Source organism: Nostoc sp. GT001 (assembly GCF_030382115.1).
Classification (GTDB): Bacteria; Cyanobacteriota; Cyanobacteriia; order Cyanobacteriales; family Nostocaceae; genus Nostoc.
Map to the genome: position 1 here is coordinate 912476 of NZ_JAUDRJ010000003.1, position 14466 is coordinate 926941.

Sequence of the window (14466 nt, forward strand, 5' to 3'; positions counted from 1 at the left end):
GCGATTCTTTAAAAGAAAACTGAGTTAGCAAAAGCTTATTCTTGGGCAAACTACTTTAAATAAGTAGCTGATTTAACAAGAGTTGATGAAGTATGAATACAGCAGTTGAGCCGATGGACAAGTTTTTGAACTATCGAATTAGCGAACAACTTTATGCAGGCTCTAGAACCTTAGTTTACCGTGCTATTCGAGAGGCGGATGGACTTCCGGTTGTGATCAAACTGCTCCAGCAAGAGTATCCTACCTTCAATGAACTGCTGCTGTTCCGTAATCAGTACACTATTGCTAAAAATCTTAATTTACCCGGTATTGTTCGTCCCTACAGCCTGGAACCTTACCGCAACAGCTATGCTTTGGTGATGGAGGATTTTGGCGGCATTTCCCTCAAAGATTGGCTCAACCAAAAAATAGGGAGCAACCAATATACTCTGACAGAGTTCTTGGATATTGCGATCGCTCTGAGTAATACTCTTGACGAACTTTATCGCCATCGAATTATCCACAAAGATATCAAGCCAGCCAACATCCTCATCAACCCGGAAACTAAGCAAGTCAAGTTGATTGACTTTAGCATTGCCTCTCTTTTACCCAGAGAAACCCAGGAAATTTACAGTCCTAATGTCTTAGAAGGTACTCTCGCCTACCTTTCTCCCGAACAAACCGGACGGATGAATCGCGGAATTGACTATCGCAGTGATTACTATTCCCTCGGCGTTACCTTCTATGAATTGCTGGCTGGACACCTACCTTTTGAGTCTAACGATCCGATGGAGTTAGTTCACTGTCATATTGCCAAGCAACCAGAACAATTAGGGGGCAACGGGGAAGAGGAGATTCCCGAAGTTCTTTGTGAGATTGTGATGAAGTTGATGGCGAAAAATGCTGAAGACCGCTATCAGAGTGCATTAGGGCTAAAATTTGATTTAGAAAAATGTTTGTCTCAATTACAAGAAATTGGCAGGGTTAAATCTTTTGAATTAGGTCAGCGGGATATTTGCGATCGCTTTATCATCCCAGAAAAACTCTACGGTCGCCAAGCTGAAGTTGAAAGCTTATTGGATGCCTTTGAAAGAGTTAGCCAGGGAAGCACTGAAATTATCTTGGTAGCAGGTTTCTCTGGTATTGGCAAAACTGCTGTGGTGAACGAAGTCCACAAGCCAATTGTGCGACAACGGGGTTATTTCATTAAAGGTAAATTTGACCAGTTCCAGCGCAACATCCCTTTCTCTGCCTTTGTGCAAGCTTTTCGAGACTTAATCGGGCAACTGCTGAGTGAAACTGACGCCCAATTCGAGCAATGGAAGCGCAAAATTCTTTCTGCTTTGGGTGAGAACGGACAAGTGATGATTGAGGTGATTCCAGAACTGGAAAGTATGATTGGTAAACAGCCACCTGCGCCGGAACTCTCTGGAAGTGCGGCACAAAATCGCTTCAATTCGCTGTTTTTGAAATTCACTCAAGTCTTCACTGCATTAGAACATCCATTGGCGATCTTTATTGACGATCTGCAATGGGCAGATTCTGCTTCTTTAAAGTTAATGCACTTGTTAATGAGCGAAGCTGACATCGGCTATCTACTCTTAATTGGTGCTTATCGAGATAATGAAGTCAACCCAGTACATCCGCTGATGCTGACTTTGGAAGAGATTCAGAAATTAGATGCCACAGTCAATACGATTACCTTATTACCCCTCGATCGGGTTTCTATCAATCATTTAGTTGCAGATACATTGAGTTGCTCTTTAGCTTTAGCCACACCTTTAACAGAATTAGTATTGAGAAAAACTAAAGGGAATCCTTTCTTTAGTACCCAGTTTCTCAAGGCGCTACATCAAGATCAACTAATTACATTTAATTTTAATGGTGGTTATTGGGAATGTGATATTGCTCAGGTGCGATCGCTCGCTCTTAGTGATGATGTAGTAGAGTTTATGGCAATTCAACTGCAAAAGTTGTCAACAGAAACTCAAGAAGTTTTGAAGTTAGCAGCTTGTGTAGGAAACCAATTTGATTTAAAGACATTAGCGATCGTCCATGAAAAATCCCAGTTGGAAACAGCCACAGATTTTTGGAAAGCTGTGCAAGATGGGTTGATTATTCCTACCAATGAGGTTTATAAGTTCTACCATGATGAGTCTGAATTTATAATTAATAATTCAGAATTTCAGCAATACAATTCTCCTGACTCTTGCTCTTACAGATTTCTTCATGACCGTGTTCAGCAAGCAGCCTATTCCCTTATCCCTGAATCTCAACGAAAAGCTACTCATTTCAAAATTGGGCAATTACTGTTAAACAATACATCACCTGAAGCGCTTGAAACCAGTATTTTTGACATTGTTAATCAGCTAAATGAGGGAATTGACATAATTGATGGACAATCTCAAAGAGATGAACTTGCTCAACTAAATCTAATTGCTGGTAAAAAAGCAAAAGCTTCTACTGCTTATAGAGCAGGCCTGAAATATTTCACTTTAGGCAGAGAATTACTAATAGACGAAAGTTGGTTATTTAATTACAATATTACGTTTGAATTATATCGAGAATCCGCAGAATGCGAATATCTTACTGGTAGCTTTTACCAAGCTGAAAAATTATTTGATATAGCGTTAGCTCAAAGCCAAGATAGGTTTGAAAAAGTAGATATTTATAGGATTCAGATGTATCTGAAAATGACTCAGGGTGAAAATCTAGCAGCTAGTATTGAAGCTGGAGTCAAAGGTTTGAGAATCATGGGGATGAATCTGCCAGTTACTTCTGAAGAACAGCAAGCTGCTATCGAAACTGAACTTCAAGAATTAAAAGCTAAACTGCAAACGGTTCGTATATCAGATTTATTCGATCTGCCTGAGATGACAGATCGAGATCAGAAGGTTTGTATGGGTATTTTAGCTGACCTTTGGGCAGCAGCTTATATGGGAGGAGATCAATACCTCAGTTGCTTGGTTCCTCTATTAATGATCGGTTTATCGTTGAAGTATGGCAATGCAGAAAGCTCTGGTTTTGCTTACTGTTTATATGGGATGAGTCTGGCAAATCAAGGAAATTATCAAACAGCTTATGAGTTTGGTACATTAGCACTAAAACTCGATCGTCATTTCAATAGCACCCAATTTATTTTTAAGACCAATAATATCTTTGCACATACCATAAATCCCTACAATCAGCATTTAAAAACGAATTTGCCGCTTTCTCAACAATCATTCCAAATCTGTCAAGAAACTGGAAATTTGGTGTTTGGGGTTTGGGCTGTTTCGTTTTTGATTTGGGCGATGTTAATTAAGGGCGATCGCCTCTCAGATGTTTACGCGGAAACTGAAAAATATCTGAGTTATGTCCAACAGGTTAATGATGTCAATATGCTGTATGCATTTACTTTACAGCGGCAGTTTTTATTGAATTTGCAAGATATATCTAAAACCACCGATTTATTAGAAGATCGCAATAACGAAGAGATTCCTTATATCGAAGTATGGAGACAGAAGAACAACTTTGAACATGGAATTAATTGGTACTGCTTTCTCAAAATCCAATTATCGTACCTTTATGGGCGCTATGTAGATGCTTTGGAAGCAGCAGAAGAAGCTGAGAAAACTCTTGGTTGTAACTCTGGTTTCTTCCCAATTATTCAGTATCATTTCTATTATCCACTCAGTTTGATAGCTCTCTATCCCAATGTGACATTAGAGAAGAAAAAGCGGTATTGGGACATTATTCAAGAGCATCAACAAATTCAGAAAACCTGGGCGAATAGTTGCCCAGAAAACTTTCTACATCGATATCTCTTGTTATCTGCGGAAATAGCAAGAATTTCTGGCAAGTATATGGATGCAATTGAATCATACGATCGCGCCATTGCTAAAGCTAAAGAAAATGAATACGTTAATGAAGAAGCTCTCGCCAACGAACTTGCAGCCAAGTTTTATTTAGAATGGGGCAAAGAACGCATTGCTCAAGAATATTTGATTAATGCTTACTATTGCTACACCCGTTGGGATGCTAAAGCCAAAGTCAATGACCTAGAACAGCATTATCCACAACTGCTAGCCCCCATTTTACAGCAGAAGCGTTCACTACTCACATCCAATGAGACGTTCGCAAATATTGACAGCATTAGTACCTTCCACCCAAGCATTAATAAATCAGTAACTTCTAGCAGCAACACATCAATAATGCTAGATTTGGCAACAGTTTTAAAAGCCTCTCAGACTCTCTCTAGTGAAATTGAACTGGATAAATTACTTACGAAGCTGTTGCAAGTGGTGATTGAAAATTCTGGAGCAGATAAGTGTGCGTTACTACTACTTAAAGAAGGTAGATTGCTAGTTGAGGCGACTGCTCAAGTTGGGCAGAGATCAACGGTGTTACAGTCCATTTTTATGGAAGATAGTGCAGATGTTCCTCATAGTCTAATTTGCGCCGTCAAACGCAGTCTGGAACCTACCGTTATCTTTGATGCAATATTGCATCCGGCGCTAATAGCCGATCCCTATATTATTCGTCAGCAACCCAAAAGCTTACTGTGTACACCAATTTTCTATCAAGGGAAACTCTTAGGAATTTTATATTTAGAAAACAATCTGATGAGTGGAGCTTTTACTAGCGATCGCGTCGAAATTCTCAATCTATTATGCACTCAAGCTGCAATCTCCCTAGAAAATGCCCGACTTTATCAGCAAGCACAAAATACTCTAGAAAACTTGGGACAGACGCAACAATTCTTGCGGTTAATTATGGATAACATCCCCCAATCTGTTTTCTGGAAAGACCGCAATAGTGTTTATTTAGGCTGTAATCATAACTTTGCTCAAGCTTCGGGTGTAGGAATACCAGAAAATGTTGTTGCTAAAACAGACTACGATTTATCTTGGACTCGCGAGGAATCAGATTGGTATGTAGAGTGCGATCGCCGCATTATGGAATCTGGACAAGCTGAACTAAATATTATTGAAACATTACAGCAAGCAGACGGAAAACAAATCTGGTCTAATACAAATAAAATTCCCCTAAAAGATAGAGAAGGAAACGTTTTTGGCATCCTGGGAACGTCTGAAGATATCACTAAATACCAGCAATCACAAAAATTGCTACAACAGCAAAAGCAACAATTAGAGCAAGCATTACAAGAACTCCAAACGATGCAATTACAATTAGTGCAAGGTGAAAAAATGTCTGCCCTTGGTAACTTGGTAGCAGGTGTTGCCCATGAAATTAACAATCCTGTCGGCTTCATTGCTGGCAACTTAGAACCAGCCAAAGATTATGTCAAAGATTTGTTGGGTCTAATTAATCTTTATCAAGAAAAGTTTCCCAATCCTGGTTTAGATATTCAAGATGAAATTGATGCCATCGACCTGAATTATTTACGTGAAGATTTACCTAAATTGCTAGACTCGATGAAATTGGGTGTTAGCCGTATCCGCAGTATTAGTACCAGTTTGCGAACCTTTTCTAGAGCAGATAAGGATTATAAAGTTCCCTTTGATATTCACGAAGGCATTGACAGCAGTATTCTGATTCTCAGACACCGTTTAAAAGCTAATGAAAACCGTCCGGCAATTGAGGTGGTGAAGAATTATGGCAAACTACCCCTCGTGGAATGCTTTGCTGGACAACTTAATCAGGTGTTTATGAACTTGTTAGCAAATGCCATTGATGCACTTGAACAACACAATGCAGAACGGAGTTTGGAAGCGATTCTTGCTAACCCCAATTGCATCACCATTCAAACTCGTGTAGCAGACTCAGGTCAGAATATTTTGATTAAGATTGCTGATAATGGCGTGGGGATGTCACCAGAGGTTAAACAAAAAGTATTTGACCATTTGTTCACCACCAAACCTGTCGGAAAAGGCACTGGATTAGGATTAGCGATCGCTCGTCAAATTGTGGTAGAAGCACATGGTGGTTCGCTCTCTTGTACTTCCGAACTTGGAAAGGGGACAGAGTTTGTCATTCAAATCTCTACTCAACAACAATAATTAGTGCTGAGTTATGAGTTATGAGTGCTGAGTAATTTCTAGTTTACTCAGCACTTTTCATTTTTACTTTTTAAATTTTAACTTGGAGTAAAGCAACGATGATGCTTAAAATGCGAAAAATCTGGTTGAAAATTAATCCCCGATGGAGTGCTAAAATCAACAAAAACTACTATTCTTTGAAAAAGCGATCGCGAAACTTACTATTGTTATCAATTGTGGTGATTTTATCCATTAGCATTAGCGCCACAGCTATCACTAGTTACAAGATTGTTAAGGGATTGCTACTCGATAGTCTCAAGGAGCAAGCACTGTTAAAAACACGGCAAGGTGAAGATGATATCGATAACTGGCTAGCCATTCGGAAGACAGAAATTAAGACTTTGGCAAATTCTGTTGTGGTGCGATCGCTAGATTGGTCTGCGATGGAACCTTACTTGCAATCTGAGTTGAAGCGGCTGCAACTGTTTTTGCTCATCGCGTTTGCCGTACCGGATGGTTCATTGATTAATACTCAAGGAGGTGCTCCAAATGTTAAAGACCGAGAATTTTTTCAGCGGAGTATGGCGGGTGACACAGTAGCTGCCGATCCAATTCTTGGACGTACAAGCAATCAATTACAAATTCAGATTAGTTCACCGATTCCTGCCGAAAGAGGTACAAAGCCAGCAGGTGTTTTAATGGGAGGAATTCCAATTAATCGGATCGTTGAGGTCATCAGCAATTTACATCAAGGTAAAGGCAGCTATGCCTTTGCGCTTAATTCTCAAGGAATTCCCATCGCTCATCCCAACACGGAACTAATTGGTACACCCGAAAAAGCTGCCAAGAGTTTTCTGAACTCGCGTAATCCCAGATTAGTTGAAATTAGCCAAAAAATGGTAGCTAAACGCACAAATATTGAATTGCTTCAACTGGATGGTAAGTGGAGTTATGTTGCTTACACTCCCCTGAGAGAGGCAAATTGGTCAGTAGCGTTAATTGTGCCAAAAGAAAATATTGAATCGCCATTGCAGGCGTTGAACCTGTTGGCTACAGTTTTAGGAGGATTGTTGGTAGTTGGGTTGATTAGTGCATGGCGACAAGTACAACTATATGAACAGATTCGCGATCGCGCCTTTGTTTCTAGCCAGCAGGCGCAACAACTCAGCAAAACCCTGAAAGAATTGCAAAATACCCAAGCTCAACTAATCCACACCGAAAAAATGTCTAGCCTGGGACAATTGGTTGCTGGAGTGGCACATGAAATCAATAATCCTGCCAATTTTATCCATGCCAACCTCAACCATGCTAGCGTTTACAGCCAAGACATCCTCGATTTGCTCAAGCTTTATCAACAAACTTACCCAAATCCTACACCCGAAATTAGCGATCGCATCCAAGACCTTGATATTGAGTTTCTGGCAGAAGATTTACCTAAGTTAATGGCATCGATGCAAGTGGGAACTAAGCGCATTCGTCAAATTGTGCTGTCGCTGCGTAATTTCTCGCGCCTTGATGAGGCAGATATGAAATTTGTAGACATTAATGAAGGATTAGAAAACACTCTGATGATTCTGAATCATCGCCTGACAGCCACGCCTAATCAACCAGAAATTCAGATCGTTAAGAAGTACGGTGATTTACCCCTAGTAGAATGCTATGCGGGGCAACTCAATCAGGTGTTTATGAATGTTCTAGTGAATGCAATTGATGCTATAGAAGAATCATTAGTAAAGAATGAAGGACAAATTCGCATTCAGACTGAACTCACTGATGAAAAACAAGTGATTATTCAGATTTCCGATAATGGTATTGGGATGTCAGAAGAGGTAAAGCAACGAGTATTTGACTATATGTTCACTACTAAACCTGTGGGTAAAGGAATCGGATTAGGAATGGCGATCGCTTATCAAATTGTTGTAGATAAACATCGAGGAACTATTGAAGTTTATTCTACTCCAGGATATGGAACAGAGTTTACCATCGTTATTCCTTTAACAAGTAGCAAGTAAAAATTACTGATAACATCTGACGTGGCGACAAAATAAGCTAAAAAGCTTACGAAATTAAGAATGCAGCAATTTATGCTAGAAAAAGAGAGTCCTTTTGGTGAGAACGGAATACAACACTTGCAGAAAAGGACTGCGAAGCACTACGCTGGAAAACCTCAGCAGTCAATATTTTTAAAAAATGAAAAGTTGTTTAAAACTTACCTTTGACAATGGGCAAACAGCATTAGCTATTCAAGTTGAGCAGCAAGCGGAATTGCCAAATGCTCTTGAGGAAATAGGGCTTGGCGGTTCGCGTCCTGTTTTAGTAGTAGTGGGGGGTGCAAGTAACATCAGTGAAGCTGACTTTCTCCGAATTCAAAGGTTGTTTGTGGAAGTTTTAGCCCCCATTGCCGAAACTTTAGGGGCTTATGTCGTCGATGGAGGTACGGATGTAGGAATTATGCGAATGATGGGTGCGGCTCGTACCCAGATAGGTGCTAAGTTTGCTTTGGTTGGTGTGACACCCGAAAGTAAAGTGGCTTTACCTAACTATTCAGAAACTGCTGCTGATTTAATACCCTTAGAGCCAAACCATACTCATTTCGTGCTAGTTCCTGGTAATGATTGGGGCGACGAGTCTCCTTGGATATCTTGCGTTGCGACTATGCTGGCTAATGATGCACCTTCGGTGACACTACTCTTGAACGGTGGTGAAATTACCTTTAAGGATGCGTTTTCTAGCGTTGATAGTGGAAGGTTAGTTATTGTGATTGCTGGTAGTGGTAGAACCGCAGATATACTTGCAGATGCTTTGCGTGGAAAGGCTACTGATGAACGAGCCGAAAAGCTAGCTAAATCTGGTACATTACAATACATCGACTTAATCGACTTAGAGAAAGGAGTTGAGAGTTTAGGCAAAGTAATTAAGGGGTTACTTTCTAATGAGGAGTAAAAAATGGCTAAAAAAGATAGTTATCACGAATTTTTAAAAGAAGATTTTAACAAGTTATTTGCAGGTATTAATTTAGGTGATGTGCAAAAACATTTTTTGCGATCGCGCTGGTTAGACCAAGTACTCTGGATGGAAAGGAAGGCAAATTTATCGCGCGATCGCCATTATTTTTTACGGATAACAACTATTATTGGTGGTGTAATTCTCCCAGCATTGGTAAGTTTAAATATCAACACTAATTTCAAACCTAACAACAGGGATATCATTATGTGGTCAACTTTTGGTTTGAGCCAAATAGTTGCTATTAGTGCTGCCATTGAAGAGTTTTTTCACTATGGAGAACGCTGGCGACACTATCGCCGAACAGTTGAGTCTTTGAAAACCCAAGGGTGGCAATTCTCACAGTTGACAGCCCTTATCGTATTTATCCAAGCCACGAACAGGCATTTAATCTATTTGCAAGTCATGTAGAAGATATTATTCAGCGAGATGTGGAAATATATGCTACTCAAGTTGTACAAGAAAAGAAAGAAGAAAGACACAATCAGGAAGACCATATCCTTCTGCCAAATACAAAGATAACCAATTTAGAAGAGAAGAAAGAAGAATAAAATCGTCTAAATTAATCCTCTAAAATCTGGATTTCATCAAGTTGATTAATCACCACATCTGCACCTCGGACATGATCTGACTTACCTACCCAAGTGATACCAATACAACCTGCGGCTTTAGCATTACGCGCCATTTGCATATCACCAACTGCATCACCCACCATCAAGGTAGCGTTCGGTTCAACTCCCAAAGCCTGGCAAGCTTGCAAAAATAACACTGGATCTGGTTTACTCGGCCCTTCATCTACGCCCATTTCTAACTGGATATAATCACTTAACTGGTGATTGGCTACAAAATTACGTACTTCTTCAGTTGTCGCAGCTGAGAGAATGCCAAGTTTCAAACCCCCTTCCCGTAGATATTTCAACAAGTCTAAGCTACCTACAAACAGTGGTGAAGGAGTTTGTCCAATGTATTTTTCCGCTTCATCTAAAGCTTGACGGGCTATTTTTAAGCACTCAAACCATCCTCTTCCTGTTTCGGCAATATATGCCGCAGCCGCAACTTCTGTTTCGCGGCGGCTTGCTACTGATATTAAACCTGCGGGATCTAGAAAATTGCCATTGATGCCAAATGCCATTAATAGGGGTTCCCCAGTTCCAGGAATTTGAGCATCTATTAATCTTGCTGCTTTTTGTGCTAGCGATCGCAAATACGTTTCTGAATCTTCTAGAGTACCGTTTTTGTCAAACAAAATTGCCTGGATATTATCAAAAGTGGTATTTTTACATTTAATGGTTGCCATAATATTTAACTTCTAACTACTCCCAACTCTTCACTTTCAGCGATTCTCCACATAAAAAAAGAGGGTTTTTCCCTCTTTATAAAATGATTTAATACTCTTACTTAAAGACAAGTAAAACTATAAAAAATTTATTACTCTTCAATAGCTGCTGGAACTGCTGGAATTTCTTCTTCAGTCTCCGTCGCTGCTGGAATTTCTTCTTCAGTTTCCGTCGCTGCTGGAATCTCTGTTTCAATTGCCGCAACTACTGGAATATCTTCGTCAAGCTCTGTTGCTGGTGGAATATCTTCGTCAAGTTCTGTTGCTGGTGGAATATCTTCGTCTGCAAGAACTTCCGCAGGTGCAGCCGCAGCAGTAGCACCTTGCTGCTTGGCTAATAGCTGTTCGCGATACTTAGCAGCCATTTCTTCTGCCTTATCGTAGACCAAATCCCGGTTTTTAATCATGTCGCCGGGTTCGGGTTCTAGCTGCTTGGTAGATAGGGAAATGCGACCCCTTTCTGCATCCAAGTCAATGATCATAACTTTCACTTCATCATTGACATTGAACACGCTATGAGGTGTATCAATATGTTCGTGGGAAATCTCAGAAATGTGTAGTAGACCACTCACGCCGCCGATGTCGATGAAAGCACCGTAGGGTTTGATGCCACGAACAGTACCTATTACTACTTCGCCGACTTCTAGGCGGTTCATCTTCCGCTCAACCAGCGCTCGACGATGAGATAGAACTAAGCGGTTACGTTCTTCATCAACCTCTAAGAATTTCAATGGTAAATCTTCACCTACCAATTCTTCTTTTGGTTTGCGGGTACTGATATGAGAACCGGGGATAAAGCCACGTAATCCCTCAATTCGTACCAATGCTCCACCACGATTGGTTGCAAACACGCCAGAACGGACAGTAGCATCTTCTGCTTGCAACTGCCGCACGCGTTCCCAAGCCCGCATATATTCAATACGGCGAATGGAAAGGGTTAATTGACCATCTTCGTTTTCATCGGTAAGAATGAAAAATTCGCGTGTTTCGTTTGACTGTAATACTTCTTCCGGGCTATCCACCCGGTTAATAGACATTTCTTGTATAGGTATATATGCTGCGGTTTTAGCACCAATGTCAATCAGAGCGCCGCGCGGCTCTATACTGAAAACTGTTCCTGGGACAACATCACCAGGGCTAAAATGATAATCGTATTTGTCAAGTAGAGCAGCGAAATCTTCGTGAGTGAATCCAATTTCTGTAGCGGTTAAATTCTGATTGACCATGCTGATTTGTTCCTGGTTCTAGTCTCCGTAAAGGTGGTGCGACAAGCGCGATGTGTTATGTAAGCAGTATTATGGCAGCTTACACAAAACATCCTTTTTTATCCTAGCGCAGAAAAGCTAGCATTAACACATATCTACTCCCAAGATTGGAAATTATATCACAATATAAAAATGATTTGTCATTTACTTAGTAGTGAAAACCAACAAAGGACGAACACAATAATATCCGTTGCCACCATACTTAGTAGCAACGGATATTAAGATTAAATCCGCTTAAAAGTCTATGGATAGGATCTACTTATCTTTTGGTTTCTCAAAGCGAGGGGGTTCGCGAAATGCGATCGCAAAGAAGAGAGTACCTATACACAGAGTAAAAATCAAGATGTACGCAACGCTTTCCATTATTACGATTTCCTCTTTATCCAGCCAGTTGTTAAAGTTTTTAATGCTGAGTCACCTGAGTGCTAAGTCAGAGCCTTAACTCAGAATTTAGCACTCAGAACTCAGCACTGAAATTAAAGGGCTTCTTTCCGGCGGGTTGATTTGTCACCCACTTTCTGGAACAGACCCCACTCAACTTGCTCTTCAAGATCCGCGTCAACACCAGCAAATACGTCTCGGTAGATTGTCCGAGCGCCATGCCAGAGATGACCAAAGAAGAACAGCAGAGCAAATACGGCGTGTCCAAAGGTAAACCAACCTCTAGGACTGGTGCGGAATACACCATCAGAGTTCAAGGTTTCTCGGTCAAATTCAAAGATTTCACCGCCTTGAGCCTTACGGGCGTACTTCTTCACATCGACTGGCTCTGTAAAGGTCTGACCATTCAGATTGCCACCGTAGAAACTAACGGTGACACCAGATTGCTCGAAGCTATACTTAGATTCTGCCCGACGGAAGGGAATGTCAGCGCGGACAATTCCATCTGCATCAGTCAAAATCACTGGGAAGGTTTCAAAGAAGTTGGGGAGACGACGCACGGTCAATTCCCGTCCTTCAGAATCTTTGAATACGGCGTGACCTTGCCAAGATTGGGCAATACCATCACCCTTCACCATAGGCCCTGTACGGAATAGACCGCCTTTAGCGGGGCTATTACCAACATAATCATAGAAAGCCAGCTTTTCGGGAATTTGCGACCAGGCTTGGTCAAGGGTTGCACCTTGAGCAACACTAGTTTGGACGCGGCGCTGAATTTCTTGACGGAAGTAGCTTTGATCCCATTGATAGCGGGTGGGACCAAACAATTCTATGGGTGTGGCGGCGTTACCGTACCACATAGTACCAGCAACCACGAAAGCAGCGAAGAAGACTGCTGCAATACTGCTAGAAAGTACTGTTTCAATGTTCCCCATCCGTAGGGCTTTGTAGAGCCGTTCGGGGGGTCTAACTGTCAGGTGGAATAAGCCTGCAATAATACCAACAACACCAGCGGCAATGTGGTGAGCCGCAATGCCACCAGGATTATAGGGGTTAAAGCCATCTGGCCCCCATTCTGGTGCTACTGCCTGTGCTGCGCCAGTTATACCATAGGCGTCAGAAACCCATATCCCCGGCCCAAATAGTCCGGTGACGTGAAAAGCACCAAATCCAAAACAAAGTAGACCAGATAAGAACAGGTGAATGCCAAACATTTTTGGCAAGTCGAGAGCCGGTTCACCAGTGCGGGGATCTCTAAAGAGTTCCAAATCCCAGTAAACCCAGTGCCATACGGCGGCTAAAAATAGCAGACCGGAAAGAACAATATGAGCGGCAGCAACGCCTTCAAATGACCAGAAGCCAGGATCGCTTGATGGTCCACCAGTAACGTTCCAACCACCCCAAGATTGGGTGACGCCCAAACGTGCCATAAAGGGTAGGACGAACATCCCTTGACGCCACATTGGGTTGAGAACTGCATCGCTAGGGTCAAAAACAGCTAGTTCGTAGAGTGCCATCGAACCAGCCCAGCCTGCTACTAAGGCTGTGTGCATTAAGTGTACAGAAATCAGTCGCCCTGGATCATTCAGAACGACTGTATGTACTCGGTACCAGGGTAGTCCCATCGACTACGCTCCTCCTCGATGAGTTAGTTTACAAAGCAATTTTCTTACTGAGGTTATGAGAGACGAAAATCGCCACTCATAAAACTCTCTCTTGTTTTTTGTTATTGCCAGAGCCAGAGTATTACCACAGCTTAGTCTTAATAAGTCATACACCGTGGGTGCTTTGGCAATGCTTACTCGCTTCGGGAGGTTTACCTATGTAGGGTAGCCATCGCCAAGCAAAAATGAGAATGTTTTAAAAAGTGTAACTATTGATGGAATTGTTTGCAAGCGTGTAAATTGATGCGATCGCGTAGCATCTCTAAGTTTTTTCGCTACCAATACTCGTCAGGGATTAAATTTTCTTATCTTTTCTTTACGAGGAGTGGGGAAGCAGGGGAGCAGGGGAGAAGAGAAGTTGTAATAAGTTTTATCCCCTCTGCTCCCCATGCCCCATATCTACTGAACCACCAAGTGGATATTTTGCAGTTGACACTTCGCCTCGGCTGTACCCAGGCGTTCGATTACCTGTTCAGCGCTCATCAGACGCTTGAGTACTACTTGACCGATGGTCTGACTACCAATTACTGGTGTTGTTGGCTTCACTTCTACGGTTAAAACGGCTTCTTCAACTCGATAAAGCCAGAGCAATTCATTTTCTTCGACTAAACAAATATTCATGCGCTGAATATCTGGTTGGCGTCGCCATGCAGTTATTTGCCAGAGTCCATCAGATGCCCAAACTCTTGCAACTGCCCATCCCTCAGATAGAAAGAAATACTTCACGGTCTTAGTCTCACTATTTCGACTTTCAATCTGCTGTTAACAATATCGCGATCGCTTTAGTCGCTGATGTTCAAACACTCTTCTTTTTGACAATACAGCCAATCTTGACGATAAACCGCTCTATCGGTATC

At 41.6% G+C, this 14466-nt stretch carries 9 protein-coding genes; 4 read left to right on the forward strand and 5 right to left on the reverse strand.

Annotated features, from left to right (window positions below; all coding sequences use genetic code 11):
* Window positions 1-92: 92 nt before the first annotated feature.
* The 4 genes from QUD05_RS06875 (at window position 93) to QUD05_RS06890 (ending at window position 9374) form a co-directional block, all read left to right on the forward strand.
* Window positions 93-5981, forward strand: coding sequence for a trifunctional serine/threonine-protein kinase/ATP-binding protein/sensor histidine kinase (locus tag QUD05_RS06875; protein ID WP_289795416.1), 5889 nt, complete (start codon window positions 93-95; stop codon window positions 5979-5981).
* A 110-nt stretch (window positions 5982-6091) separates the two neighbouring features.
* Window positions 6092-7972, forward strand: a complete 1881-nt coding sequence (locus tag QUD05_RS06880; protein ID WP_289795417.1) for a sensor histidine kinase — start codon at window positions 6092-6094, stop codon at window positions 7970-7972.
* A 178-nt stretch (window positions 7973-8150) separates the two neighbouring features.
* A complete protein-coding gene (locus tag QUD05_RS06885) occupies window positions 8151-8903 on the forward strand; it encodes a TRP family putative cation channel (protein WP_289795418.1) in 753 nt (250 codons plus the stop codon).
* 3 nt (window positions 8904-8906) lie between these two features.
* The gene (locus QUD05_RS06890) at window positions 8907-9374 is read left to right on the forward strand and encodes a DUF4231 domain-containing protein (RefSeq protein ID WP_289795419.1); all 468 of its coding nucleotides are present in this window, start codon (window positions 8907-8909) and stop codon (window positions 9372-9374) included.
* 151 nt (window positions 9375-9525) lie between these two features.
* Here QUD05_RS06890 and QUD05_RS06895 read toward each other — a convergent pair whose 3' ends face one another.
* The 5 genes from QUD05_RS06895 to QUD05_RS06915 all read right to left on the reverse strand — a co-directional run bounded on the left by QUD05_RS06895 (window position 9526) and on the right by QUD05_RS06915 (window position 14335).
* Window positions 9526-10260, reverse strand: a complete 735-nt coding sequence (locus QUD05_RS06895; protein ID WP_289795420.1) for an HAD family hydrolase — start codon at window positions 10258-10260, stop codon at window positions 9526-9528.
* 131 nt (window positions 10261-10391) lie between these two features.
* Window positions 10392-11525 carry a 30S ribosomal protein S1 gene (locus QUD05_RS06900; protein WP_289795421.1) on the reverse strand — a complete coding sequence of 378 codons (1134 nt, stop codon included), beginning with the start codon at window positions 11523-11525 and terminating at the stop codon, window positions 10392-10394.
* A gap of 294 nt (window positions 11526-11819) precedes the next feature.
* Window positions 11820-11927 carry a photosystem II reaction center protein T gene (locus QUD05_RS06905; protein ID WP_084227385.1) on the reverse strand — a complete coding sequence of 36 codons (108 nt, stop codon included), beginning with the start codon at window positions 11925-11927 and terminating at the stop codon, window positions 11820-11822.
* 113 nt (window positions 11928-12040) lie between these two features.
* Window positions 12041-13570, reverse strand: coding sequence for a photosystem II chlorophyll-binding protein CP47 (gene psbB / locus QUD05_RS06910; RefSeq protein WP_289795422.1), 1530 nt, complete (start codon window positions 13568-13570; stop codon window positions 12041-12043).
* Window positions 13571-14008: 438 nt separating this feature from the next.
* On the reverse strand, window positions 14009-14335 hold the full coding sequence (locus QUD05_RS06915) for a hypothetical protein (protein WP_289795423.1): 327 nt from the start codon (window positions 14333-14335) through the stop codon (window positions 14009-14011).
* Between the last annotated feature and the right edge of the window lie 131 nt (window positions 14336-14466).

Excerpts from the sequence above, each read along its gene's own strand:
- QUD05_RS06875 (WP_289795416.1), top strand. The coding sequence starts at position 93 with ATGAATACAGCAGTTGAGCCGATGGACAAGTTTTTGAACTATCGAATT.
- QUD05_RS06880 (WP_289795417.1), top strand. The coding sequence starts at position 6,092 with ATGCGAAAAATCTGGTTGAAAATTAATCCCCGATGGAGTGCTAAAATC.
- QUD05_RS06885 (WP_289795418.1), top strand. The coding sequence starts at position 8,151 with ATGAAAAGTTGTTTAAAACTTACCTTTGACAATGGGCAAACAGCATTA.
- QUD05_RS06890 (WP_289795419.1), top strand. The coding sequence starts at position 8,907 with ATGGCTAAAAAAGATAGTTATCACGAATTTTTAAAAGAAGATTTTAAC.
- QUD05_RS06895 (WP_289795420.1), bottom strand. The coding sequence starts at position 10,260 with ATGGCAACCATTAAATGTAAAAATACCACTTTTGATAATATCCAGGCA.
- QUD05_RS06900 (WP_289795421.1), bottom strand. The coding sequence starts at position 11,525 with ATGGTCAATCAGAATTTAACCGCTACAGAAATTGGATTCACTCACGAA.
- QUD05_RS06905 (WP_084227385.1), bottom strand. The coding sequence starts at position 11,927 with ATGGAAAGCGTTGCGTACATCTTGATTTTTACTCTGTGTATAGGTACT.
- psbB (WP_289795422.1), bottom strand. The coding sequence starts at position 13,570 with ATGGGACTACCCTGGTACCGAGTACATACAGTCGTTCTGAATGATCCA.